The sequence below is a fragment of the Sandaracinobacter neustonicus genome, assembly GCF_006385875.1.
GTDB classification, from domain to species: domain Bacteria; phylum Pseudomonadota; class Alphaproteobacteria; order Sphingomonadales; family Sphingomonadaceae; genus Sandaracinobacteroides; species Sandaracinobacteroides neustonicus.
The window spans coordinates 73,946-98,368 of sequence record NZ_VFSU01000028.1; the positions used below are offsets into that span (position 1 = coordinate 73,946).

The 24,423-nt window shown below is 65.7% G+C and carries 20 protein-coding genes; 11 read left to right on the top strand and 9 right to left on the bottom strand.

Annotation, left to right across the window (positions count from 1 at the left end):
- Positions 1–24: 24 nt before the first annotated feature.
- From acnA to FJQ54_RS11930, 3 genes are all read left to right on the top strand, one after another.
- Positions 25–2,709 (top strand): aconitate hydratase AcnA, encoded by a 2,685-nt coding sequence (gene acnA / locus FJQ54_RS11915; RefSeq protein WP_140928638.1) that lies wholly within the window; start codon positions 25–27, stop codon positions 2,707–2,709.
- Positions 2,710–2,839: 130 nt separating this feature from the next.
- Positions 2,840–3,652: a hypothetical protein gene (locus tag FJQ54_RS17530; protein ID WP_181160131.1), complete on the top strand. Its 813-nt coding sequence runs from the start codon at positions 2,840–2,842 to the stop codon at positions 3,650–3,652.
- A 77-nt stretch (positions 3,653–3,729) separates the two neighbouring features.
- A complete protein-coding gene (locus FJQ54_RS11930) occupies positions 3,730–5,472 on the top strand; it encodes an N-acyl-D-amino-acid deacylase family protein (protein ID WP_140928640.1) in 1,743 nt (580 codons plus the stop codon).
- Between the two features lie 15 nt (positions 5,473–5,487).
- Here the strand turns inward: FJQ54_RS11930 and FJQ54_RS11935 are convergent, their stop codons facing one another.
- On the bottom strand, positions 5,488–5,985 hold the full coding sequence (locus FJQ54_RS11935; RefSeq protein ID WP_140928641.1) for a GDYXXLXY domain-containing protein: 498 nt from the start codon (positions 5,983–5,985) through the stop codon (positions 5,488–5,490).
- The gene (locus FJQ54_RS11940) at positions 5,982–7,097 is read right to left on the bottom strand and encodes a DUF2157 domain-containing protein (RefSeq protein WP_181160132.1); all 1,116 of its coding nucleotides are present in this window, start codon (positions 7,095–7,097) and stop codon (positions 5,982–5,984) included. Before FJQ54_RS11940 ends, FJQ54_RS11935 begins: the two co-directional genes overlap by 4 nt.
- 124 nt (positions 7,098–7,221) lie before the next feature.
- Here FJQ54_RS11940 and hslV point away from each other — a divergent pair, with 124 nt between their 5' ends.
- From hslV to FJQ54_RS11960, 4 genes are read left to right on the top strand one after another with little or no spacing between them, the layout of a single operon-like run.
- On the top strand, positions 7,222–7,764 hold the full coding sequence (gene hslV / locus FJQ54_RS11945; protein ID WP_140928643.1) for an ATP-dependent protease subunit HslV: 543 nt from the start codon (positions 7,222–7,224) through the stop codon (positions 7,762–7,764).
- Positions 7,764–9,095 carry an ATP-dependent protease ATPase subunit HslU gene (hslU, locus tag FJQ54_RS11950; protein WP_140928644.1) on the top strand — a complete coding sequence of 444 codons (1,332 nt, stop codon included), beginning with the start codon at positions 7,764–7,766 and terminating at the stop codon, positions 9,093–9,095. Before hslV ends, hslU begins: the two co-directional genes overlap by 1 nt.
- Before the next feature lie 56 nt (positions 9,096–9,151).
- Entirely contained in the window at positions 9,152–9,331 is a 180-nt protein-coding gene (locus FJQ54_RS11955; protein WP_140928645.1) for a hypothetical protein, read from the top strand.
- Between the two features lie 26 nt (positions 9,332–9,357).
- Positions 9,358–9,690: a hypothetical protein gene (locus FJQ54_RS11960; protein ID WP_140928646.1), complete on the top strand. Its 333-nt coding sequence runs from the start codon at positions 9,358–9,360 to the stop codon at positions 9,688–9,690.
- A gap of 56 nt (positions 9,691–9,746) precedes the next feature.
- Here FJQ54_RS11960 and FJQ54_RS11965 read toward each other — a convergent pair whose 3' ends face one another.
- Positions 9,747–11,588, bottom strand: coding sequence for an SLC13 family permease (locus FJQ54_RS11965; protein ID WP_207790416.1), 1,842 nt, complete (start codon positions 11,586–11,588; stop codon positions 9,747–9,749).
- A gap of 161 nt (positions 11,589–11,749) precedes the next feature.
- On the opposite strand from FJQ54_RS11965, the gene FJQ54_RS11970 reads away from it, so the two are divergent.
- Positions 11,750–13,315, top strand: a complete 1,566-nt coding sequence (locus FJQ54_RS11970; protein ID WP_140928648.1) for an AbgT family transporter — start codon at positions 11,750–11,752, stop codon at positions 13,313–13,315.
- A 19-nt stretch (positions 13,316–13,334) separates the two neighbouring features.
- Here the strand turns inward: FJQ54_RS11970 and FJQ54_RS11975 are convergent, their stop codons facing one another.
- The 3 genes from FJQ54_RS11975 to dnaK form a co-directional block, all read right to left on the bottom strand.
- A complete protein-coding gene (locus tag FJQ54_RS11975; protein ID WP_181160133.1) occupies positions 13,335–14,726 on the bottom strand; it encodes a RyR domain-containing protein in 1,392 nt (463 codons plus the stop codon).
- Positions 14,727–15,500: 774 nt separating this feature from the next.
- Complete coding sequence (gene dnaJ / locus FJQ54_RS11980; RefSeq protein WP_140928650.1) at positions 15,501–16,646, bottom strand: molecular chaperone DnaJ; 1,146 nt, start codon at positions 16,644–16,646, stop codon at positions 15,501–15,503.
- 74 nt (positions 16,647–16,720) lie between these two features.
- Positions 16,721–18,622, bottom strand: a complete 1,902-nt coding sequence (dnaK, locus tag FJQ54_RS11985; RefSeq protein ID WP_140928651.1) for a molecular chaperone DnaK — start codon at positions 18,620–18,622, stop codon at positions 16,721–16,723.
- 234 nt (positions 18,623–18,856) lie between these two features.
- Between dnaK and FJQ54_RS11990 the strand changes: the two genes are divergently transcribed.
- Complete coding sequence (locus FJQ54_RS11990; protein WP_181160134.1) at positions 18,857–19,351, top strand: copper chaperone PCu(A)C; 495 nt, start codon at positions 18,857–18,859, stop codon at positions 19,349–19,351.
- Positions 19,329–19,814, top strand: a complete 486-nt coding sequence (locus tag FJQ54_RS11995) for a vgr related protein (RefSeq protein WP_140928653.1) — start codon at positions 19,329–19,331, stop codon at positions 19,812–19,814. The genes FJQ54_RS11990 and FJQ54_RS11995 overlap by 23 nt, the downstream gene beginning before the upstream one ends.
- On the opposite strand, the gene FJQ54_RS12000 is transcribed toward FJQ54_RS11995, so the two are convergent.
- Entirely contained in the window at positions 19,804–20,514 is a 711-nt protein-coding gene (locus FJQ54_RS12000; RefSeq protein WP_140928654.1) for a hypothetical protein, read from the bottom strand. The two genes, FJQ54_RS11995 and FJQ54_RS12000, sit on opposite strands and share 11 nt — an antisense overlap.
- A gap of 169 nt (positions 20,515–20,683) precedes the next feature.
- On the opposite strand from FJQ54_RS12000, the gene FJQ54_RS12005 reads away from it, so the two are divergent.
- Positions 20,684–22,081 carry an N-acetylmuramoyl-L-alanine amidase gene (locus tag FJQ54_RS12005; RefSeq protein WP_181160135.1) on the top strand — a complete coding sequence of 466 codons (1,398 nt, stop codon included), beginning with the start codon at positions 20,684–20,686 and terminating at the stop codon, positions 22,079–22,081.
- 210 nt (positions 22,082–22,291) lie between these two features.
- Here the strand turns inward: FJQ54_RS12005 and FJQ54_RS12010 are convergent, their stop codons facing one another.
- Together FJQ54_RS12010 and FJQ54_RS12015 are read right to left on the bottom strand one after the other, a co-directional pair.
- A complete protein-coding gene (locus tag FJQ54_RS12010; protein ID WP_268920581.1) occupies positions 22,292–23,659 on the bottom strand; it encodes a protein adenylyltransferase SelO family protein in 1,368 nt (455 codons plus the stop codon).
- 31 nt (positions 23,660–23,690) lie between these two features.
- A complete protein-coding gene (locus FJQ54_RS12015; RefSeq protein ID WP_235890434.1) occupies positions 23,691–24,401 on the bottom strand; it encodes a TetR/AcrR family transcriptional regulator in 711 nt (236 codons plus the stop codon).
- Positions 24,402–24,423 lie beyond the last annotated feature (22 nt).

The following is a 24,423-nucleotide window of genomic DNA, read 5'->3' on the forward strand; positions in this document are numbered from 1 at the left end:
GCAGTAACAAAGGGACATGATTCAATGACCGCGATCGGCCACGACAGGCTCTCCACCCGCCGCACTCTCAACGTCGACGGGAAGTCCTATGATTATTTCAGCCTGGAGGCCGCAGCCGCCCGTATCGGCGACGTCTCGCGCCTGCCCTTCTCGATGAAGGTGCTGCTGGAAAACCTGCTGCGCTTCGAAGATGATTTCACCGTGAAGGTGGGCGACATCGAAGCCATCGCCGCATGGCTGAAAGATCCGAAATCCGATCATGAAATCCAGTATCGCCCCGCGCGCGTGCTGATGCAGGATTTCACCGGCGTTCCCTGCGTGGTCGATCTGGCCGCCATGCGCGACGCGATGACGAAGCTGGGCGGCGATCCCCAGAAGATCAACCCGCTGGTGCCCGTCGATCTCGTCATCGATCACTCGGTGATGGTCGATGAATTCGGCACGCCGCAAGCCTTCGAGGACAATGTGGAGCTGGAATATGCCCGCAACATCGAACGCTATGAATTCCTGCGCTGGGGTTCGTCGGCGCTGCGCAACTTCCGTGTGGTGCCGCCCGGCACCGGCATCTGCCACCAGGTGAACCTGGAATATCTGGCGCAGACGGTGTGGGTCTCGGAAAGCGCGGACGGCAAGATGATCGCCTATCCGGATACCCTCGTCGGCACGGACAGCCACACCACCATGGTGAACGGCCTTGGCGTGCTGGGCTGGGGCGTGGGCGGGATCGAGGCGGAGGCCGCCATGCTGGGCCAGCCGGTTTCGATGCTGGTGCCCGAAGTGGTGGGCTTCAAGCTTTCCGGCAACCTGCCCGAAGGCGTGACCGCGACCGACCTCGTGCTCACTGTTACGCAGATGCTGCGCAAGAAGGGCGTGGTGGGCCGTTTCGTCGAATTCTACGGCCCCGGCCTCGATAATCTCTCGCTGGCGGATCGCGCCACCATCGCCAACATGGCCCCGGAATATGGCGCGACCTGCGGCTTCTTCCCGGTGGATAACAAGACGCTGGATTATCTCCGCCTCACCGGCCGGGACGATCACCGCATCGCCATCATCGAAGCCTATTCCCGCGCGCAGGGCATGTGGCGCGACAGCTCCACGCCGGACCCGGTGTTCACCGACACGCTGGAGCTGGACCTCGCAGCCGTGCTCCCCTCGCTCGCAGGCCCGCGCCGCCCACAAGACCGGGTGCTGCTGAATCAAGCCGACGAAGCCTTCGAAGCCGAGCTGCTGGGCGGTTACGGCAAATCCGAAAACCCGGATTTCCGCGTGCCCGTCTCCACCGGCCAGCATGATCTGGGCCATGGCGACGTGGTGATCGCGGCCATCACCAGCTGCACCAACACCTCCAACCCCTCCGTGCTGGTCGCGGCCGGGCTCGTCGCCCGCAAGGCCCGCGCGCTGGGCCTGCAACGCAAGCCGTGGGTGAAATCCAGCTTCGCGCCAGGTTCGCAGGTCGTCACCGATTATTTCAACAAGGCCGGCCTCACCGAGGATATGGATTCGCTGGGCTTCAATCTTGTCGGCTATGGCTGCACCACCTGCATCGGCAACTCCGGCCCGCTGCCGGAGCCGATTTCGGAAGCGATCAACGCCAACGACCTCGTCGCCGTCTCGGTGCTGTCGGGCAACCGCAACTTCGAAGGCCGCGTCAGCCCGGACGTGAAGGCGAACTATCTCGCCTCGCCGCCGCTGGTGGTTGCCTATGCGCTGGCGGGCACCATCCGCTCCGACATCACCGAAACCCCGCTGGGGCAGAAGGCCGATGGCACGGACATCTTCCTGAAAGACATCTGGCCCACCAACGGCGAAGTCGCGGAAATGGTGCAAAAGGCCGTGACGCCGGAAATGTTCCGCAGCCGCTATGCCGACGTGTTCAAGGGCGACAAGCACTGGCAGGCCATCCGCGTGACCGGCGGAGACACCTACAGCTGGAACCCCAGCTCCACCTATGTGCAGAATCCGCCCTATTTCGTCGGCCTGACGATGACGCCCGCGCCCGTGGCCGACATCGTCAACGCCCGCGCGCTGGCGCTGCTGGGCGATTCGATCACCACCGATCACATCAGCCCGGCCGGCTCCATCAAGGCGGACAGCCCCGGCGGCCGCTACCTGATGGAACGGCAGGTGCCCAAGGCGGAATTCAACAGCTATGGCGCGCGCCGCGGCAACCATGAAGTGATGATGCGCGGCACGTTCGCCAACATCCGCATCCGCAACCGGCTGGCCCCGGGCACCGAAGGCGGCGTGACCACCTACCTGCCCACGGGCGAGGTGGAAGCCATCTATGACGCCGCGATGAAGTATAAGGAAACGGGCACCCCGCTCATCATCCTGGCGGGCAAGGAATATGGCACCGGCTCCAGCCGGGACTGGGCCGCCAAGGGCACCAACCTGCTGGGCGTGCGCGCCGTCATCGCCGAAAGCTTCGAGCGCATCCACCGCTCCAACCTGATCGGCATGGGCGTGCTGGCGCTGCAGTTCGTGAACGGCGAAAGCGCGGAAAGCCTTGGCCTGAAGGGCGATGAGACCTTCACCATCGACAGCCTGCAATCGCTGAAGCCGCGCCAGCCGCTGAAGGTGAACTACACCCGCACCGACGGCAGCACCGGCAGCTTCGAAACCCTGTGCCGCATCGATACCGAAAACGAGATCGATTATTTCTACGCGGGCGGCATCCTGCCCTACGTGCTGCGGAAGCTGGCGGCCTAAACGCAGCCCACAGCATTGCGATCCGGAAGGCGCGGGGGTTCCCCCGCGCCTTTCTTTTTTCTAAGGCCCGTTCGCCCCCGGCCTGTTCATGGGCGGGAAAGCCGCCGCCTGCCCAAGAGACTGCCCGCACATGCCCCTGTTCCCCAGCCTTCCCGCCCCGGAACGGCGCCCGTTGGATGGCGTCCGCCGTCGCGTGCCGGAAGGAGTTCGCAGGCGCGCGCCGGGGCTGATCGCCGTCACCATCATCCACATCCTGCTGGCGTGGCTGCTGCTCACCCTTGCGCCCAACACGCTGAAGAAGAAGATCATCGACATGGCGATGATCACGGTGAACATCCCGGACGCGAAACCGGCCGCCGAACCCGCCCCCAAACCGGCGCAAAAAGCCGCCGCGCCCGCGCAGCAACGCCCCACGCCGCAACCGCCCGCGCAGCTGCAACCGCCCACGCCGCCCGCCCCTCCCGTGCCGGAAATCACCCCGGAACCCGTGCCCGCCCCGCCGCAACCCACGCCCACCCCACCGCGCCCCGCCGCCCCCATGGGGCCGCCCAAACCCGCCTATGGCCCGCCCGATCTGCGCTCCAAAGGCACGGACATGTTCGCGGACACCCCGCGCGTCGAAGGCTCCGGCCCCAACGGCGAACCGCTCTACGCCGCCGCATGGGTGCGCGAACCCTATCATGACGAACTGGCGGGCTATCTTTCCACCGCCATCGGCCCCGGATCGGGCCTGATCGCCTGCCGCACCGCGCCCGGCAACCGGGTGGAGGATTGCATCGTCCTTGGCGAAACCCCGCCCGGCTCCCGCATCGCCCGCGCGGCGCAGGCCGCCGCCTGGCAGTTCCTCGTCCGCCCGCCACGCATCGGGGGGAAACCGCAGGTCGGCGAATGGGTGCGCATCCGCATCGATTACACAGACAAGCCGGACGGCCGTGCCCGCTGATCCCCCTCTATCCGAATCGTCCGGTTTCCCGCCCCCGCTCGCATGATAGCCTTCGCGCCGGGGAGAGGAGATTGATCATGCATGACACCGTCATCCGTGGCGGCACCGTGGTGGATGGCACCGGTGCGCCCGCCTTCATCGCCGACATCGCGATCGACGATGGCCATATCACCGCCGTGGGCGACGTGCCCGGCAAGGGCCGCACCGAAATCGACGCCAGCGGCCTGCATGTCGCGCCCGGCTTCGTCGATGTGCACACCCATTATGACGGGCAGGCCACATGGGATTCGGAAATGGCGCCCAGCAGCTGGCACGGCGTCACCACCGTGATCATGGGCAATTGCGGGGTCGGCTTCGCGCCCGCCGCGCCAGACCGGCACGAATGGCTGATCCGGCTGATGGAAGGGGTGGAGGATATCCCCGGCACCGCGCTCGCCGAAGGGATGGCGTGGGATTGGGAAAGCTTCCCGGAATATCTGGACGCGCTGGAACGCCGCCCGCGCACCATCGATGTCGCCACGCATGTGCCGCACGGGGCCGTGCGCGCCTATGTGATGGGGGATCGCGGTGCCCGCAACGAAGACCCGACCGAGCATGAAATCGCCCGCATGTCGGCCATCGTGGAGGAAGGGCTGCGCGCGGGCGCGCTGGGTTTTTCCAGCAGCCGCACCATCCTGCACAAATCCGTGGACGGCGAAGTGGTGCCCGGCACCACCGCCAGCAAGGAAGAACTGATCGGCATCGGCCGCGCCATGGGCCGCGCCGGGCATGGCGTGTTCGAAATCGCCTCTGACCTGAAGCGCGAGTGGGACGAGTTCGGCTGGATGGGCCAGCTGTCCGCCGAAACCGGCCTGCCCGTCACCTTCGCCATGCTGCAATCCATCGCCAAGGAACTGGATTGGCACGAACAGATCGCCGCGATGGAGGAATGGAACGCGAAGGGCGCGAACATCGTTGCGCAGATCGCCCTGCGCGGCAACGGCGTGCTGATGGCGTGGCGCGGCACGCTGCATCCCTTCCTGTTCAAGCCCGCATGGGCCGAAATCGCCGAACTGCCATGGGATCAGCAATGGGCGAAGCTGAAAGACCCGGCCTTCCGCCAGCGCATGCTCTCCGAAGCCAATGTCTGGCCGGAAACCGACATCCTGAGCCTTGTGATGATCATCGCCGAGGGCTTCGCCGCCCAATATGAAATGGGCGAGGATTTCGATTACGAACCCACCGCGGCAGACAGCATCGCTGCCCGCGCCGCCGCCGCCGGGCAAAGCCCGGCCGAATATGCCTATGACATGCTCTGCCGCGAGAACGGCAGCGGCTTCATCTACTTCCCGATCCTGAACTATGCCGACGGCAATCTGGATTTCGTGAAGCCCATGTTCGAACGCGACGATGTGGTGATCTCGCTGTCAGACGGCGGCGCGCATTGCGGCACCATCTGCGACGCCGCCTCCCCCACCTATCTCCTCGCCTATTGGGCGCGGGACAGGGCGCGCGGCACAATCCCGTTGGAAGAAGCCGTCAAACGCCAGTGCCACGACACCGCGAAACTCTATGGCCTTGAAGATCGCGGCCAGATTCGCCCCGGCCTGCTGGCGGACCTGAACCTGATCGACATGGCGCGGCTGAAACTGGGCAAGCCATGGATGGCGTTCGACCTGCCGGCCGGCGGCAAGCGCCTGCTGCAACGCGCGGACGGCTATGTGCTGACGATGAAAAAGGGCGTCATCACCTTCCGCGAAGGCGTCCCCACCGGCGAACTGCCCGGAGTCCTGATCCGAGGCCCGCAGGCAGACCCGGCGCTGCGCATGGCGGCTGAGTAGGCGGCGAATCCGGCTCTAGCCCGCCGGTTCCAGGCGCCGGTTGATCAGCCGCCCATCCGGCGCGAGGGCCGCCACCACTGTCATCGGACCCTGGCGTAGTTGCGTTTCCAGAGCCGGGGCGCTGGTTTCCGAGACGAAGATGCGGCTGTTGAAGCGGGTTTCGGCGGCCGGGCCGAAGCCCTGGCGGATGTCGATTGCGGAGAGTTTCGGGTCCACCGGGTGGGGGCAGTCCGTGGGGACGGCGGTGATGGTGGCGCTGATCCCGGCGGGGGTGGTTTCAAGGCAGAGGCGGCATTGCGCCGGGTCCTGGCACAGCGCCGGGTCTCCGCTGATGGTCCAATCATAGCTGAAGCTGATGAAGCGGCCGCGCAGCGGGTCGCGCGGGTCATAGCCGGTGATCGGGATGCGCCATTCGGGCGCGGCGGACAGCGCGCGTTCGTTGGTGAAGATACCAGCGGCGAGCCACAGCGCCGGAAGCGCGAGGGCGGCGAGAAGGGCAGGGTGGGGCTTCATGCGGACTGCCTGCGCGTGACGATGCGGTGCCAGAGCCAGCTGAGGCCGACGAGCAGCAGGCCGCCGATGACGAGGCCGCCGCCGGTGGCTGCGAGTGAGCCGAACAATTCGATGTAGATGATGAAGATCCTGAGCGCGATTGCCGCGATGGAGACTGCGAACAGGCTGTTCCAGCCGGACAGCGCCGCGCCGCGCGCCAGCGCCGACCACAGCGCCATATAGATGGCGATGCCGATCAGGCGGCTGGCCATGCCATCCGGATGGGGGATGGCCAGTGCCAGCGCGAAGGCGGCGGGCGGGCCGATCAGCAGCGGCAGCAGGATGGCGCGCGGGATCTCCGGCCTGTTCCAGCCCAGCGCCAGTGTGCCGAGGCAGGCGAGCGCGGCAGGGATCAGGCGCACGGCGTTATCGGCGGCTTGCGCGCCGGTGATGTTGGAAGCCCATGCGAAATGCACGATTCCCGCGCCTGCCAGCAGGGAGACGATCCCGGCTTCGCGCAGGGCAAGACGGAAGCCGGGGCCGCGTTCGCGCAAGGATAGCGACAGGGCGATGAGGAGGGCAGGGACGGCCATTGCCGTGCCTTGAGCGATCAGCCATGGGCCGCCCTTATCGATGCTGTCGAGCGCCATGGCGGCGGGGCCGACAAGGGCGAGGCCCGCGAAGCCGGTGCCGGTGAGGCGGGTTTCACCGGAGAGCAGCAGCGCCGGGCCTGCCAGCAGCAGCCACAGCAGCAGGGCGTGCCATACGGGTCCGGTGAGTTGATAGACCTGCGATTGCAGGCCGATTCCGGCCAACACCAGCCCGGCGAACAGGAACAGCGCGCCTTCCGCGGGCCAGAGTTTGCGCTGCTGCTTCCAGTGCCAGTGGGCCGCCGCCGCGCCCAGCAGCAGCGCCATATGCGCGGCCAGCTTCACGCCATGGGGGATGCGATCCCAGTTGGCGGAGATCAGCAGGATGATGCCCAGCACCACCGCGAACAGGCCGAGCCCCGCCAGCGCCCAGCGCAGCACGGGGCGTTCGTTCGCGGATTCATGGGCGCGGATCCGCTCTGCGGTGGCAAGGTCTATCAGGCCTGCCTCTACCCAATCGTTCAGGCGGCTTTCCAGCGACATGGGGCACAGGTGCCCGTTTGGGACCGGCCGTGCAAGGGCCTTCAATGCGGGCGACGGGCTTCCTACATCGGGGCGGTGCAGGCCCCGCCGGCTGCGGGGCCTTCGAGAAAGGCAGAATTTCCTGATGAGTGATATTCCAACCTGGCACGGCACGACCATTTTGGGCGTGCAGAAGGATGGACGCACGGTTGTGGCCGGGGACGGGCAGGTTTCGATGGGCCAGACGGTGATGAAACCCAATGCGAAAAAGGTGCGGCGGCTGGGCGCGGACGGCAAGGTTGTGGGCGGCTTTGCCGGCTCCACCGCAGACGCCTTCACCCTGTTCGAGCGGCTTGAGGCCAAGCTGGAGCGGTATCCGGGCCAGCTGACGCGCGCCGCCGTGGAACTGGCGAAGGACTGGCGGCAGGATCGCTACCTGCGGCGGCTGGAGGCGATGATGATCGTGGCCGATGCCGATACCATGCTGATCCTGACCGGCACCGGCGACGTGCTGGAGCCGAATGACGGCGTGGCGGCGATTGGCTCCGGCGGCAATTACGCGCTCTCTGCCGCGCGGGCGCTGATCGATACCGACATCGATGCAGAGGCGATTGCCCGCAAGGCGATGGGGATCGCGGCGGACATCTGCGTCTACACCAACAACAATCTGACTGTGGAAAGCCTGTGATGGATGCAATCGCGAACCCGCAAGTGGCGGGATTTGACGCCCTGACGCCCAAGGCCATCGTGGCGGCGCTGGACCGGCACATCGTGGGGCAGACGGAGGCCAAGAAGGCCGTGGCGGTGGCGTTGCGCAACCGCTGGCGGCGGCAGCAGCTGGCACCGGAACTGCGCGACGAGGTGACGCCGAAGAACATCCTGATGATCGGGCCGACGGGCTGCGGCAAAACCGAAATCAGCCGCCGTCTGGCGAAGCTGGCGGATGCGCCCTTCCTGAAGATCGAGGCCACCAAGTTCACCGAGGTGGGCTATGTGGGCCGCGACGTGGATTCGATCATCCGCGATCTGGTGGAGGAATCCATCCGGCTGACGCGCGACCTGAAGCGCGCCAATGTGCGCGAGGCCGCCGAAGCCGCCGCACTTGACCGACTGCTGGATGCGCTGGTGGGCAAGGATGCCAGCGAGGCGACCCGGCTGGCCTTCCGCGACCGGGTGTTCGCGGGCCAGCTGAAAGGCAAGGAAGTGGATATCGAAGTGGAGGATGCCGGTGGCGGCATGCCGTTCGACATCCCCGGCCAGCCCGGAAGCATGCAGATGATCAACCTTGGCGAAATGCTGAAGGGCATGGGGCCGAAGCGGACGAAGCGGCGCAAGATGCCCGTGGAAGACGCATGGGAACTGCTGGTGAACGAGGAATCCGACAAGCGGCTGGACAGCGATGACCTGACCCGCGAGGCGGTGAAGAACGCGGAAGCCAATGGCATCGTCTTTCTGGACGAGGTGGACAAGATCGCCGTGTCCGATGTGCGCGGCGGCAGTGTGTCGCGCGAGGGCGTGCAGCGCGACCTGCTGCCGCTGATCGAGGGCACCACGGTTGCGACCAAATATGGGCCGGTGAAGACGGACCATATCCTGTTCATCGCGTCGGGCGCGTTCCATGTGGCGAAGCCGGCCGATCTGCTGCCGGAATTGCAGGGCCGCCTGCCGATCCGCGTGGAGCTGGGCGGGCTGAGCAAGGCGGATTTCGTGCGCATCCTGTCCGACACGGAGGCCTCCCTCACGCGGCAATATGTGGCGCTGCTGGGAACCGAAGGGGTGGAGCTGAGCTTTACGTCCGACGGGATCGAGGCGATTGCTGACATCGCCGCGCAGGTGAACGACCGGGTGGAGAATATCGGCGCCCGGCGTTTGCAGACGGTGATGGAAAAGCTGCTGGAGGAGCTGAGCTTCGAAGCAGCGGACGGCGGCCCGCGCGCGCTGGTGGTGGACGGGGCCTATGTGGAGAAGCAGCTGGCGCCGATTGCGCGGGATAATGATCTGTCGAAGTTCATCCTCTAACCCGGTTGCCGCTGCCCCTGTTTAGGCAGGGGCGGCGGCACCGCAAGGATATCGAAATGGCGCAGGATTTTGTGCGGCACCGGCAGCCGTGGAAGCCGGAGGAACTGGCGAAGCTGCGGACGCTGGCGGCCAAGGGGATGGGGCTGAAGGCCATCGCCAAGGCGCTGACGCGCAGCGAGGAATCGGTGCAGGACAAGGCGCGGGGTGAAGGGTTGAAGATCGCGAAGTTGCGGTAACTTCGCTTTCACAGCAATATTCCCGAATGTCGGAGCAGAACCAGAAGCTGCCGGAATTTTGGGGCGTCGGAGTTAAGCCATTCTCCGCGCCGTCAGCGCCTGATCGGTCCTTGGAGCGAATTTACGCATTCGTAGGACTTCTGATGGTCGCAGGAATAGCGGCAATGGTGATTTATATAGACTTAAGAATTGGGTTCGGAGATATCAAGTTGGCTGCGTTGCTGGCGATGATGCTGATCTTCCCTGCAGCATTTGGCTGGAGCGCATGGTCCGCACGCAAGAAGCGCCTGCAGGCGGAAGCTGAAGTGACCAAATTCCATGAGCTGATACGCTCGATCCAAGAGCGTGAATCGTCTTGAACGACACCGAGCACGTCGGCTTCGCAGCCGTTCATAACCATGCAGAGTTCAAAGGCTCAGAAGGGCCACACCACCGGCACCCAAAATACTGAAACGATGAAGAACATCAGCATCATCACGCTGCCAAGCTTCCAATAATCGGTGAATTTGTAGCCGCCCGGGCCCATCACCATCAGGTTCACCGGGGTGGCGATGGGTGTGAGGAAGGCGGCTGCGCAGGCGACGTTCACGCTCATCAGCACGGGCGTGACGTTCAGGCCCATGGATTTCGCCGCCAGCACGGCGATGGGGATCACGATCAGCGCGGTGGCCGTGTTGGAAATCACCTGTCCCAATATCGCGGAAATCACGAACAGCCCGGCCAGCAGCGCCGTGGGGCCGGCATCACCCAGCAGCAGGATCAGCTTGTCTGCAAGCAACTGCGCCGCGCCCGTCTGGAACATCGCGGTAGAGAGCGGCATCATCGCGCCGACGAGGATCACCGTTGTCCAGTTGATGGCGCGATAGGCTTCCTCCACTTTCAACAAGCCCGTCAGGATCACCGCCGTGGCGGCGATCAGCCCGGCGATGGCCGGTTGCACAAGGTTGAAGGCCAGCATGGCGACCATCGCCAGCAGGATGATGATGGCCGCCTTCGCGCCCAGCCCCATCGGCACCGCCTGCTTGCGCACAACCGCCGGGCTGTCCACCACCAGCACCGCCGGATCGGCCAGATGGCTGTCCAGCGCGGCCCAGCTGCCCTGCACCAGCATCGTATCTCCGGCGGCGAGCTTGTGCGCGCCGGGCGGCAGCGCCTCGCCGCCGCGATGATGCGCCAGCACCACCAGCTCGCCGTCTCCGGCGGTCATCCCGGGGAAGGCCATGGTGCCTGCCAGCCGCGAGCGCGGCGGGATGATCACTTCGGCAAGGCCGGAGGCGCGGTTGAAGAAAGCCTCTGAAATCGGCGTGCCTTCGGCGATCTCCTCATCCTCGGTCTTGGCGGCGCCGATCAGCGCAAGGCCCTTGTCTGTCGCCAGCGCCGCGATTGCCTCTGCCGGGCCTGCGACGATGAGGGACTGGCCGGGCAGCAGCGGCTGATCCTCTGTCATCGGTGCGCCGTCCGCATCCTTCAGGCGGACAATGCGCAGGCTGGGATAGCCGCCCAGATCCAGCGTGCGGGCGTGCGTGCCGATCAGCGGCGACTCCTCGCGCAGTTTCAGCCGGAAGAAGCGCCCGTCCAGCAGATATTGTTCCGAGAGCGTGCTGGCATGACGGGAGAAATCGCCGGGCAGCGAAGGCCCTTGCGTGTGCGGCAGCAGCTTTTCCCCGAACAGGTAGATGATGGCGATTCCGCCCAGCACCATCGGCACGCCCACCCATGCGAATTCGAAATAGGAGAAGGTCTGCCCGCCGGTTGCATCGGCCAGCGCATCGTTGACGATGACGGAGATGTTGGTGCCAGACATGGTGAGCATGGACCCGCAATGCGCGCCGAAGGCGAGCGGCATCAGCAGTTGCGAGGTTTTCGTGCCGGTGCGGATCGCCATCACCACGACGACGGGCAGCAGCGCGGCGACCGCGCCGTTCACCGAGATCATCGCTGTGAGAGCGGCGACGATCAGGATGGTGAAACTGATCAGCCGGAAGCGATTCCCCGTACCGGACCATTGGATCAGCTTTTGCCCAACCCATGCGGTGATCCCCGCTGCCTCCAGCCCGCCCGAAACGATGAACAGGGTGGCGATGAAGATGATCACAGGATCGCCGAAGCCCGCGAACACCTCCTGCAGGGAGAGAACGCCCGTCATGTACAGGGCAAAAGGCACCGCCATCGCCACGATCACGACCGGCAGCTTGTTCTGGATGAACAGGATAACCGCGCAGATGATGATCAGAAAAACGATGGTGATGTCGCTCAAAGGGCTTCTCCCTGCCGTGCTCGCACGCTGGGCCATTAGGGCAGCGAACGCAACATGCACAGTGACTTGATGACCATGTGCTTGACAGAATGTCGCGAAAGGAGTGCATCAGGCGGTATGGGTGGTGCGGCAAGGCCGCGGCGTTGAGGCGGGGAAAGTACATGGCGGAAGCAGCGGCGAAGCGGGGCGGAATGGACCGCATGCTCGATGTGATCGAGCGGGTGGGGAACAAGGTTCCGCACCCGGCGGTGATCTTCCTGGTGATGATCGGCGTGGTGATCGTCGCCTCTGTCATCATGTCGGCGCTGGGTTCGTCCGTCACGCTGGAAACGACTGACGCCGACGGCAATCTGACCAGCCGGCTGGTGGAGGTGAACAGCCTTCTTTCCACCGAAGGCCTGCGCTTCATGCTGACGAGCTGGGTGGACAATTTCATGGGCTTTTCGGCGACGGGGATGATCCTTGTCGCCATGATCGGCGTGGGCGTGGCGGAGCAGACCGGGCTTGTCGCGGCGCTGATTCGCAAGATCGTGGCGGTGACGCCGGCGAAGCTGATCACCTTCGTGATCGTGTTTCTGGGCGGACTTTCCTCCATCGCGGCGGACGCGGGCTATGTGGTGCTGATCCCGCTGGGGGCGATGGCCTTCATGAGTCTCGGGCGGCACCCGCTGGCCGGAATCGCCGCGGCGTTCGCGGGGGTTTCCGCCGTGTTCGGCGTGAATGTTCTGATCACGCCGCTGGATGGCGCGCTGACGGAAATCACCAACGACGCCATCGCGCTGGTGCAGCCCGGCACCACGCTGGACCTGACGGCGACCATGTGGTTCTCCATCGTCAGCCTGATCGCGATGTCTGCGCTGTGCGCATGGATCACGGAGCGGTTCGTGGAGCCGCACCTTGGCAAATATGATCCCGCGCAGGCCGGGCCGGTTGCGGCCGAAGGCACCGGCCATGCCGATGCGCAGGATGAAGGGCCGGGGCCGGAAGCCGAGGCGCGCGGGCTGCGTTGGGCAGGCTGGGCGCTGCTGCTGACACTGGCCGCCATCGTCGCGCTCAGTTGGGGCGAAGGCGCGGTGTTCCGCAACCCGGAAACCGGATCGCTGATTTCCGATTCGCCGCTGATGAAGGGGCTGATCGTGCTGGTGGCCATCCTGTTTCTGGCGGTGGGCGCGGCCTATGGCGCCGGTGCGGGCACGCTGAAAAACACCTCCCAAGCCATCGGCATGATCGACAAGACCTTCCGCAACATGGGGCCGCTGGTGTTCCTGTTCCTTGTGATCGCGCAGTTCCTCGCCTTCTTCGGCTTCACCAACATCGCAACCGTGCTGGCGGTGAACATGGCCGACGCGCTGGTGGCGGCGAACCTTGGCTCTGTCACGCTGCTGCTGGGTTTCGTGGCGGCGATCCTGCTGCTGGATATCCTGATGCCGGGCGCCATCCCGAAATGGGCGATTTTCGCGCCGACCTTCATCCCGCTGTTCATCCAGCTGGGCAGCGACCCGGCCACCGTGCTGGCGGCCTATCGCGTGGCGGACAGCCCGATGAACGTGATCACCCCGCTGATGGGCTACTTCCCGCTGGTGGTGATTTTCTGCCAGCAATATGTGAAGGACGCGGGCGTTGGCACGGTGATTGCGATCATGCTGCCCTATACGATGTGGCTGGTGCCGATCTGGACGGCGCTGCTGGTGGGCTGGTATCTGCTGGGGCTGCCGTGGGGGTTCTGAGCGGGGTTCTGAGCGGGGCCTAGCCGGCCTGCCGCACCATGCTTCCCCGCGCGAAGAAGCCGCTCCCGCGCGAGGAGCCGAGCGTTTCCCAAGCCTCCCGCACAATCGCGCGGTCCAGATCTTTCGTGTATTCGTCCAGCTGATCATAGGGGATCAAATCGGGATGCAGCCGCGCCTCATTGTCCCGCACTGGGCCATAGCGCCAGCCTGACAGGCGGCGGTCCACCATCCAGCGGCGATGCTCCAGCTCCGCCAGTTCTTCCATCAGCGCCGGGTCCGCCGAAAGATCGGGCAGCGGGATGCCGCCCATGTCGTTCGGGCGGGGCAGCGGCACGCGCAGCCATGCCGCCAGATCGACCCCGGCCGTCAGCAGCTTCGCGGGCAGATGGATCAGCAGGCGGCGGTTGGATTCGCGATATTCCTCCGGCAGATCCTCCCACGGGCGGTTGGCGGGGGCATCCGCGCGGGCGGTGCGGCGATAGGCCTGATGGAACAGCCGGGCGAGATAATCGCTGTTGGGATCGAACAGGCCGATGGATTCGGCGAAATCGGCGTTCGCGCCGAAGCCGACCAGTTCCGCCGCTTCGTGGCTGACGGGCAGGCGGGCGAGATCGCGGCTGTTGGACAGCCGCGTGAACACCGGCCCCATGCGCCACTTTTCCCGCAAGGCCAGCGCATGCAGCGCCCGCGCAAGGCTGAGCGAGCGGGCATCCGAATCGATCGACACATGCGCGGTGGTGAAGGGCGCCTCCGCCTGCGCGCGGCGCAGCAGATCGGCGGGCAGGTGGCGGGCATCTTCCACCGGGCCGGGATCAACAAAGCGGATATCCGCCGATTCCCGGAGTTCCGGGCAGCGGCGGAACAGCGCCGCCTCGCGCTCCGCCGCGCGCGGATCGACGATGGTGATCAGCGGCTTCCCCTGAAACCCCGTCAGGCTGCACAGCAGCAGATCGGTCAGAATGATATTGCCGCCGCGTCCGAAGCCGAACAGCAGGGCGTGGATGCGCGGCTGCCCCAGTTGCTGCGCGATCAACGCGGGCGGGTTGCGCCAGTGCAGATCGCGCACCGCCAACTGCACCTGACTGACAATACGCACCCCCGGCCCCGTCGGCCGGGCGGTGAACAGGCCATCCGTATAATTCACGGTGATCGGCAGGCCGGGGGCCTCTGCCCTCAGCGCCTCGATCGCGGACACCTGCCGGGCCTCATCGGCAAAGGCGATGATCGCCCGCGCGGCGCTGTTGCCATGCTGCCGCGCATGATCCGGATCGAGCGGCCCGGCCACAAGCAACGCGCCCTCCGCCGCCGCGTCGGGCGCGGCATCCGGGCTGCCGGTGATCCATGTGACACGGGTGCGGCGGCTGGCGGCAGCCGCCACCACGCCATCGATTAACGGATGATCGCCGATCAATAAAATCGGCTGACGCCCCGACGACGCAAACGGAGCAGCCCCAACTGGCCCTCCGACCGATTTACGTGAACCACGCATTCGCGCTGCCCTGTTCACCTTTGCACCAACCCTTGGGCCGAGCATGAACGCCGGGGTGGGGCGAGGCAAGTGGGTGCGGCAAGATGTTGCGCTTTGTTGCATTGTTGGGGGGTGGGGTGTGGGGGGCAGGGCGGAGGCCTCCGGCGGCCAAGGGCTTTGCCCTTGGAACCCAGCAGGGAAATGATTTCCCTGCACCCTCAACATTAGCGTTGTGCCCGAACTCCCAACGCCGTGCGAGTGATCAACTTCGATTGCCTGCGGCGCACCGAAGCCCTCTCCCCCTGCAAGGGGGAGAGATGGAGAGGGGGTGTCACCGCCGGGCCTGATCCGCCAGCGTCCCCACACCCCCACCCACAAACCCACCGTCACCCCAACCCGCTCTCTAACCCGCTCAGGCTGAGCTTGTCGAAGCCCCCAAAACAAAAGCGCAACGGCTAAGCCCGCAGTCATGCCACGTGGGGCTTCGACAAGCTCAGCCTGAGCGGGGGGAGGGGTAATGGGAGACCTCCCAAAAAGCGCCGCAGGCAATAAATCCCCAACCTCACGCCAAGCGGATGGCCCCCACCCCAACCCCTCCCCTACAGGGGAGGGGCTAAGAAAAACTCAGGGGGTGCAGGGGCGTCACGCCCCTGCCGGGTCTCGGGCAGAGCCCGAGCCGCCGGAGGCCAACAGCGGAGCCTCCCCGACCCATCCCGCTCAGTCCGTCAGTTCGTCCCACGCGCCTTTCAGGCGGTCGAAGAAGCCTTTGGATTTCGGGCAGGCTTCGTGCGGGCTTTCCTGCCCACGGAATTCTTCCAGCAGTTCTTTCTGGCGGGCGGTGAGCTTGGTGGGGGTTTCCAGCTCCACCTGCACCACCAGATCGCCCATGCCGTGGCCGTTGAGGGCGGGCATGCCGCGTCCGCGCACGCGGAACTGGCGGCCGGATTGGGTGCCTGCGGGAATTTTCACGTCCACCGGCTGCTTGTCGAGGCCGGGGATGTTGATTTCGCCGCCCAGCGCCGCGTCCACGAAGCTCATCGGCACCTGAGCATAGAGCGTGGTGCCGTCGCGTTTCCAGATGGGGTGCGGCTTCATATGGACGAAGATGTAGAGGTCTCCGTTCTCGCCGCCGCGCGGGCCTGCTTCGCCTTCGTTGGCGAGGCGGATGCGGGTGCCGTCGTCCACGCCTTTGGGGATTTTTACCTTCAGCTGCTTGCGGCGCTCCACCCGGCCTTCGCCATGGCAATGCTCGCATGGGTCTGAGATGACCTGCCCGGAACCATGGCATTGCGGGCAGGTGCGTTCCACGATGAACATGCCGTTTTGCATGCGCACCTGTCCGCGTCCGCCGCAGCTGGTGCAGGCCTGCACGCGCGCGCCCGGCTTGGAGCCGGTGCCGACGCACTGTTCGCAGGAGACGGCGACGTCCAGCGCGATATCGGCTTCGGCGCCGTGGAAGGCGTCTTCGAAGCTGACTTGCAGATCATAACGGATATCGGCCCCGCGTTGCGGGCCGCGGCGTCCGCCGCGCCCCTGCTGGCCGCCCATGAACTGATCGAAGATGTCGGAGAAAATGTCGGAGAAGGGGGAGGCATCACCGAACGGATTGCCGCCCGCGCCGCCGCCAGCCCCGCCGCGCACGCCTGCGTGGCCGTGGCGATCATAAACGGCTCGTTTCTGCGGATCGGAGAGCACGCCATAGGCTTCGCTGATCGCCTTGAAACGCGCTTCCGCATCCGCGTCACCCGGGTTCTTGTCCGGGTGCCAGCGCATGGCGAGCTTGCGGTAAGCGGATTTCAGCGTGCCGTCGTCGCAGCCCTTCTGAACTTCCAGCAGCTCATAATAGTCAATTTCGGCGTACATCCGCGCCAGTCCTTCGCAAGAAGCAGCCTGTTTTGCAAGAAGTGGCCGGGGGTCAAGCCCCCGGCCACAGATGTTTACTTCTTGCTGTCGTCGACTTCGGTGAAGTCGGCGTCGACCACATCGTCGGCGGGCTGTTCGGCGGCCGGGCCTTCACCCTGCGCCGCGCCTTGCTCGGCGGCGTACACCGCTTCGCCCAGCTTCATGGCGACTTGCGCCAGCGCCTGCGCCTTCTGGTTGATCTGCTCCGGATCGCCCGATTCCAGCACCGATTTCACGTCGGCGATGGCCGCTTCGATGGAGGCCTTGGTCGCGGCGTCCACCTTGTCGCCATGTTCGCTCAACTGGCGTTCCGTTGCGTGCACAAGGCCGTCCGCCTGATTCTTCGCTTCGGCGGCTTCCCGGCGCTTCTTGTCCTCGGTGGAGAACTGCTCCGCTTCCTTCACCATCTTCTCGATATCGTCCTTGGACAGGCCGCCCGAGGGCTGGATGCGGATCTGCTGTTCCTTGCCGGTGCCCTTGTCCTTCGCGTTCACCGCGACGAGGCCGTTGGCATCGATGTCGAACGTCACTTCCACCTGCGGCACGCCGCGCGGAGCGGGCGGGATGCCGACGAGATCGAACTGGCCCAGCATCTTGTTGTCGGCCGCCATTTCCCGCTCACCCTGAAACACGCGGATCGTCACGGCGGACTGGTTGTCGTCCGCAGTCGAGAACGTCTGCGACTTCTTGGTGGGGATGGTGGTGTTGCGGTCGATCATGCGGGTGAACACGCCGCCCAGAGTCTCGATGCCGAGGCTGAGAGGCGTCACGTCCAGCAGCAGCACGTCTTTCACGTCGCCTTGCAGCACGCCCGCCTGAATGGCGGCACCCATGGCGACCACTTCATCCGGGTTCACGCTCGTGTTCGGCTCCTTGCCGAACAGATCCTTCACGAACTGGCGGACGCGCGGCATGCGGGTCATCCCGCCCACGAGGATCACTTCGTCGATCTCGCTGGCCTTCACGCCGGCTTCGTTCATCGCGTCGACGCAGGGCTTGCGGGTGCGCTCGATCAGGTCGATCACCAGCTTTTCAAGGTCGGCGCGGCTGATCGCCTTCACGAGGTGCTTCGGCCCGGTGGCGTCCGCGGTGATGAAGGGCAGGTTCACTTCCGTGGTGGCGGAAGACGACAGCTCGATCTTCGCCTTTTCCGCCGCTTCCTTCAGCCGTTGCAGCGCGAGGCGATCGTTGCGCAGATCGATGCCTTCGTCCTTCTTGAAGGCTTCGGCGAGGAATTCCACGATCTTGGCGTCGAAATCCTCCCCGCCAAGGAAGGTGTCGCCGCTGGTGGATTTCACTTCGAACACACCGTCGCCCAGTTCCAGAACCGAGACGTCGAAGGTGCCGCCGCCAAGGTCGTAAACGGCGATGGTGTGGGCGGATGTGCTCTTGTCCAGACCATAAGCCAGCGCAGCGGCGGTCGGCTCGTTGATGATGCGCAGCACTTCAAGGCCCGCGATCTGCCCGGCATCCTTGGTGGCCTGACGCTGGGCGTCGTTGAAGTAGGCGGGAACGGTGATCACGGCCTGCGTCACGGTTTCGCCCAGATAGCTCTCGGCCGTTTCCTTCATCTTCTGCAGGATGAAGGCGGAAATCTGCGAGGGGCTGTAATCCTTGCCGCCGGCGGACACCCATGCGTCTCCGTTGGCGCCCTTCACGATTTTATAGGGGACGAGATCCTTGTCCTTCTGGGTCATCGGATCGTCGAAACGGCGGCCGATCAGCCGCTTCACCGCGAACACGGTGTTTTCCGGGTTGGTCACGGCCTGACGCTTGGCGGGCTGGCCCACCAGACGTTCCGAATCCTTGGTGAAGGCGACTTGCGACGGGGTTGTCCGCGCGCCTTCCGCATTTTCGATCACCTTGGGCGCGGCCCCTTCCATCACAGCGACGCAGCTGTTGGTGGTGCCGAGGTCGATTCCGATAACCTTCGCCATAATTGTCCTTGCCTGTTTGCGCGTGGGGACGCCCCCTTGCGCACCTTTCCGTGAGAATAAGTTCAGCTGCCCGAAGACAGCCTTTCGCTTGGGCATATAGGTGGACGATTTCCGGCATCAATGGTGCCGCTGCGCTTTTCCTTCGGCGGTTCATTCCCGCGACAGCCGCGCTGTTGCAGCGGCGGCGGTGCCCGCGCTAGAGCGGCGCGGACGAAGTTCAGAAAGGCTTTCCCCATGGTGCGCGCATTTGCCCTTTCCGCTTTGCTGCTGGCCGGATCCCCGGCGTTGCTGCTGGCGGGTGCCCCGGTGCTGGCGCAGATGGCCCCCATGGCCCAGCCGCATGTGCAGGACGCATGGGTGCGGCTGCCTGCCGTCAGCGGTCGCCCGGCCGGTGGCTATTTCCTGATCCACGGCACGGCGAAGGCCGATGCGCTGACGGGCGTTTCGTCCCCCAAGGCCGAGCGGATCGAACTGCATTCGATGACGAATGAGGGCGGGGTGATGAAAATGCGCGCCGAACCCAGCTTCGCCGTGCCCGCCAAGGGGGTACTGCAATTCGCGCCGGGCGGCAGCCATCTGATGATCTTCGGCCTTGCCCCGGACGTGAAGCCGGGCGCGGCCATTCCGCTGACTTTCAGCTTCCAGTCCGGCGCGAAAGTGACGCTGAATGCCGAGGCGCGGGCGGCGAATGCGCCGGTTAAGGCGGATGCGCCTGCCCATCAGCACTGACAGCCCCGCCAGCCGCCCGTTGAGCGCGGGCGAGCGGGCGCTTGCCGCGCGGGTGTTCGGCTCGGCGCTGAACCCTGATCCGGTGCGCATCAACCGGCTGAAATGGTGGATGTGGCAGCCCGCGTGGATCACCATGGCCCCGGACGGGCATTTGTGGTTCCACCCCAATGGCGATGTGTGGAGCGAGGATTTTTCAAGCGAGGGTGCCGCGCTGCGCGGCCATTTCGTGCATGAACTGACGCATGTGTGGCAGCACCAGCAGGGCGTCAGCCTTATCTGGCAGCGCCCGCCGTTCGCGCGTTACGCCTACCTCCCGCTGACACCGGGCAAGCCGTTCAGCGCCTATGGGCTGGAGCAGCAGGCCGAGATCGTGAAAGACGCCTATCTGCTGGGCGAAGGGCTGCGGCTGAAGGACCGGCCGCCGCTGGAGGTGTATCGGGCGCTGCTGCCGTTCAGACCCTGAGCGCCAGCAGGGATGGGGCCAGCGCATTCCACCATTCGCCGGGGTAAAACCATGCGGCGGCGATGTGGAGCGGCACCGCGATAGCAATCACCCACCATGTCGCGGGATGCACCCGACCGAGCACCCGCCTGTCATGCAGCATCAGCGGGATCAGCAACAGGTCTGCCAGCAGATTGGGGGCGGAATCCATGATGTGCGGCATCGGCGGCACCCAGAGGAACCAGCGCGAGATCGCCGGGCCGACAAGGCAGACCGCCGCGCCATACATGAAGCGGCGGTGCCATTGCGGGTGGCGCGTGACGCTGGCGATCGCCGCGGTAACGAAGGCGATGAACAGCGCCAGATCGACCATGTTGAACAGGGTGAAGGCCCATGGCTGCTCAACGCCGCGCTGTTCACGGCGGAGCGCGGCATGGATTGCCGCCGCAATGCCCAGCGGCAGCATCAGCGCCGAAATCGCGATTCCAGCCAACCCCAGTTCGCGGTGACGAGCCACCTTGCCCCAGGCGACCAGCTGCGACTGCCAGGCATAGAGCAGAATCCAGCTGAAATAGGCGAGCCCGTAGATGTGGATGATCGGCGCGAAGCTGCGCGATCCGGCAGCAAGCGGCGCGAAATAGGTGAGCGGGAAGGCGAGCAGGGTGATCGCCAGCATCAGCCAGCCCATGCGCGCGAAAAACGGATCGCGTTTGCTTGCCATTTGCCCCCCCTATGGCCTTGGTCCGGAGGATGTGCGGCGGATAGGGGGAACGCAAGGGGGCTTTCGCCGCCCCACAGCTGAGCCAAAGCCACATGCCCGCTTTCTTCCGACCAGCCGCGCCGCCGGGGGATTCCCTTTCGCCCCTCCCGATGCCACAAGGCGGCCAGCCATGCGCCGCCTGTTCACCCTGTTGCTCCTGCTGCTCGCCCAGCCCGCACTCGCCACGGCTGTCGCGGGCAACATCCGCGTGATCCCCACCGCCGAGGGCGCGACCGTGCGGCTGGCGCTGTCAGAGCCGCTTGCCGCGCCGCCGCGTGCCTTCGCGCTGGGCGATCCCATGCGCTGGGCAATCGATCTGGGCGACGCCTCCGCCGTGCGACGGGATGCCCCCGGTGCAGGTGACGTGAAGGCCGCCCGCGTTTCGCAATTCGATCCCGCGACCGTGCGAATGGTCGTCGATCTTGCCAAGCCGATGCGGCTGGCAGAAGTGATTCAGGGCCGCGATCAGGTGCTGGAACTGCGCTTCCGCCCCGTGGCCGAAGCCGAGTTCAAGCGCCTCGTCGCGCGCGGCCGCAACCCCGTGGCAGGCTTCTACCAAGAGGCCCCGCGCGCCGTCCCGCCCGGCCCCAACCCGCCCGCCGATCTCGCAGCCGACAGCGCCGCCCGGCTGGATGCGGTAGAGGCCGCGCTGGCGGAAGCCGGGCGCGAGCTTCAGCCGCCCCCCACCGTCCAGCCAGCTGTCCAGCCCATCGATCCACGCCTGAACCCGCAAATCACCCCGCAGCAGGACAAGCGCGTTTCGCCCCCGCCGCCCGCGAAGCCCGCCCCCCTGCCGCCCGCCATCACCAGCGCCCGGCCGACCCGCACGAAGAAGGCGGTGATCGTGATCGACGCCGGGCACGGCGGCCACGATCCGGGCGCACCCTCTGCCATCGGCGGCGGATCGGAAAAGGATGTCACCCTCGCCATCGCGCAACAGGCCAAGGCCGCCATCGAGCGCCGCGCCCGCGAAAAGGGCGTGCCCGTCGACGTCCGCCTCACGCGGGACAAGGACTACTTCGTCACGCTGGGCAACCGCGTCCGCCTCGCACGCGACTGGAAGGCCGACCTGTTCATCTCCATCCACGCAGACAGCGCGCCCAATCTGCTGGCGCGCGGAGCCTCCGTCTACACCCTCTCCGAAGTCGCATCAGACCGCGAGGCCGCCCGCGTCGCCGCCAAGGAAAACCGCGCCGACCTGATCGCGGGCGTCGACCTCTCCGGCGAAAACCGCGAAGTCGCCTCCATCCTCGTCGATCTCGGCATGCGAGACAGCATGAACGCCTCGGCCGATTTCGCAGAATCGCTGCAAAATGGCATGGAACCCGAAGGCGTCACCTTCCGCAGCCAGTTCCACCGCTTCGCCAACTTCCAGGTGCTGCGCAACCTCGGCGTGCCCGCCGTCCTGCTGGAAACCGGCTTCCTCTCCAACGAAGACGACGCCCGCTACCTGTTTTCCAGCAAAGGCCAACGCGCCATCGCCAACGGCATCGCCGAATCCGTGGTGAGCTTCGTGGGGAAACGCTGAGGGGGGCGTCCGTTTCTTTGCCTCCGGCGGGCAGGGAATTGATTTCCCTGCACCCTCAAAATTGGCGTCGTGTCAAAACTCAAACACCATGTGAGTGATCAGATTCGATTGCCTGCGGCGCAACGAAGCACTCTCCCCCTGCAAGGGGGGAGAGATGGAGAGGGGGTGTCACCGGTTGGCCTGATCCACAACATCCCACCTCTCAACCCATCACGCCAACGCCGCCCCCATCTGCCGCAATGCCCCGATCTTCCGCTCCAGCGGCCCCCAGTCATCCGCCTCGGCAATCGCCGCCCACAACGCTTCCACCTCGTCGATCAGCATCGTCTGCGGCGTGGCATCCGCCCAATAGGGATGCGCCAGCGCGCCGGGCAATGGCTCGAACCCGGCCAGCAATTCGCGGAACAATCCCAGCGCCGGATGCATATCGGCAGGCACTCGCCCGCCCCGGAAGCCGAACCAGATGGCGTCGGGCTGCGTCCCCCCTTCACCCAGCCCGACCTCCAGCGCCCGCACCAGCGCTTCCTCCGCCTCGGCGCTGCCGCGTTGCAGGCCCAGCCGCCACAGCGCCTGCCGCCGCACCTCCTGCGCCACCAGCTCCGGCCAGCGTTGCAAGGCCGGCACAAGGCTGTCCGCAGGCGCGATCAGCCGCAGCGCCTTCGCCAGTTCCACCAGATTCCAGTGCACCGCCTCGGCCTGCCGCCCAAAGGCATAAAGGCCGAAATGATCGAAATAGGCGGCGGTGAAATCGCTTTGCCAGCGCGGCAGGAAACGCCACGGGCCATAATCGAAACTCTCGCCCGAGATGTTCATATTGTCGGTGTTCAGCACCCCGTGCACGAACCCCGCCACATGCCATTCGGCCACCAGCCGCGCCGCACCTTCCACGGCATAGGTCATCAGCGTGGCGATGCGGTCCGCCCCCGGCTCCGCTTGCGCGATCTCGCGCAGCACATAATCCACCAGCCGCGCCATCGCCTCCGGCATTTGCAGCGCCGCCAGCCGCTGGAAACTGCCATAGCGCACATGGCTGTGGGAAAGCCGCACCAGCACGGCGGATCTTGTGGGTGAAGGCTCGTCGCCGCGCTCCAGCTCCTCGCCCGTCTCGATCACGCTGAACGTGCGCGACGTCGTCACCCCCAGCGCCTGCAGCATTTCCGTCGCCAGCAGTTCGCGCACCGCGCCTTTCAGCGTCAGCCGCCCGTCGCCAAAGCGGGACCATGGCGTGCGCCCCGATCCCTTGGTGCCCAGATCCATCAGCCGCCCGCCGCCATCGCGCAACTGCGCGAACAGGAAGCCGCGCCCGTCGCCCAGTTCGGGGTTGTAGGTGCGGAACTGGTGCCCGTGATAGCGCAGCGCAAGCGGCGCGGGCAGGCTGCCATCCAGAGGTTCGAAGCGGCCGAAATGCGCGATCCACGCCGCGTCGCTCAGCCCGGAAAGCCCCACGTCGGCGGCGGCGCTGTCGTTGCGCCAGCGCAGAATATGCTGCGGAAACTGGGCCGGCGCGACGACATCAAAAAAGTCGCCCCCCAGCGCCATCATCGCCGTTTCAGGCTGGTAAGCGGGATTGCCGGTCACGCCGCCCCATTGGCGCAGCGCGCTGCGTGGATCAATCCTGCCGGGGCTGGAAAGACGACAGACCGGCCGCCGCGTCGCAGAAGCGGATCGATTCGCTGCGAATGTGCGCTTTCATCTCGGCCGTGGTGTCGGGTTCGAAATACAGGTGCATCGCCTCGCCCACGGCGGAAAAGATCAGGTTGGAGGTGATGTCAGGGCGCACGTTCGTGATCCCCTGCTTGGCGAGCACGGCCTCCAGATGCGCGCGGGTCCAGGCGACCACCGTTTCCTTGGCGGCATGAAAAAAGGGTTCCGCTTCGGGATTCTGCTTGTGGATCTTCCGCTCTGCCCCCTGCTCCGAACAGCTTCTGGATTTCTCCCACACATTGTTCACTTCACAGAAGTCGAAGCAGCGATTCAGGCTGGCGGTGAAGGTCACATCCTCCAGCCTGTCGTCGCCCTGCATCGCCGCGATGATCTTCAGCCCGTGCAGCTTACCCAGCTCCACCAGCAGCGCCCGCTTCGATCCGAAGTGATAGAAGATGGAGCCTTCAGACACATCCGCCTGCGCTGCGATATCGGCCGTCCCGGTGCTGGCATAGCCGCGCGTGCCGAACAGCAGATAGGCGGCCTCCAGCACGCGCGTGCGGGTTTCCGCCGGATCGTAGCGGCGAACCTTGTTGTCCACCTCTGTCTTCCGGGTCCGGGCTTCGGCCTGAGCCTTTGTCACCTTGCCGTCGGTTGCGCGCGCACGTGTCGCCACTGTCGTTCCGCGTCCTCTCTAC

Bases quoted from the DNA above. Each gene is read 5' to 3' on its own strand.
- FJQ54_RS12005 (WP_181160135.1), top strand. From the start codon at position 20,684: ATGCGCCGCCTGTTCACCCTGTTGCTCCTGCTGCTCGCCCAGCCCGCA.
- dnaJ (WP_140928650.1), bottom strand. From the start codon at position 16,646: ATGTACGCCGAAATTGACTATTATGAGCTGCTGGAAGTTCAGAAGGGC.
- FJQ54_RS11995 (WP_140928653.1), top strand. From the start codon at position 19,329: ATGCGCCTGCCCATCAGCACTGACAGCCCCGCCAGCCGCCCGTTGAGC.
- FJQ54_RS11960 (WP_140928646.1), top strand. From the start codon at position 9,358: ATGTCGGAGCAGAACCAGAAGCTGCCGGAATTTTGGGGCGTCGGAGTT.
- hslU (WP_140928644.1), top strand. From the start codon at position 7,764: ATGGATGCAATCGCGAACCCGCAAGTGGCGGGATTTGACGCCCTGACG.
- FJQ54_RS11930 (WP_140928640.1), top strand. From the start codon at position 3,730: ATGCATGACACCGTCATCCGTGGCGGCACCGTGGTGGATGGCACCGGT.
- FJQ54_RS11955 (WP_140928645.1), top strand. From the start codon at position 9,152: ATGGCGCAGGATTTTGTGCGGCACCGGCAGCCGTGGAAGCCGGAGGAA.
- acnA (WP_140928638.1), top strand. From the start codon at position 25: ATGACCGCGATCGGCCACGACAGGCTCTCCACCCGCCGCACTCTCAAC.
- FJQ54_RS17530 (WP_181160131.1), top strand. From the start codon at position 2,840: ATGCCCCTGTTCCCCAGCCTTCCCGCCCCGGAACGGCGCCCGTTGGAT.
- FJQ54_RS11990 (WP_181160134.1), top strand. From the start codon at position 18,857: ATGGTGCGCGCATTTGCCCTTTCCGCTTTGCTGCTGGCCGGATCCCCG.
- FJQ54_RS12000 (WP_140928654.1), bottom strand. From the start codon at position 20,514: ATGGCAAGCAAACGCGATCCGTTTTTCGCGCGCATGGGCTGGCTGATG.
- hslV (WP_140928643.1), top strand. From the start codon at position 7,222: ATGAGTGATATTCCAACCTGGCACGGCACGACCATTTTGGGCGTGCAG.
- FJQ54_RS11935 (WP_140928641.1), bottom strand. From the start codon at position 5,985: ATGAAGCCCCACCCTGCCCTTCTCGCCGCCCTCGCGCTTCCGGCGCTG.
- dnaK (WP_140928651.1), bottom strand. From the start codon at position 18,622: ATGGCGAAGGTTATCGGAATCGACCTCGGCACCACCAACAGCTGCGTC.
- FJQ54_RS11970 (WP_140928648.1), top strand. From the start codon at position 11,750: ATGGCGGAAGCAGCGGCGAAGCGGGGCGGAATGGACCGCATGCTCGAT.
- FJQ54_RS11940 (WP_181160132.1), bottom strand. From the start codon at position 7,097: ATGTCGCTGGAAAGCCGCCTGAACGATTGGGTAGAGGCAGGCCTGATA.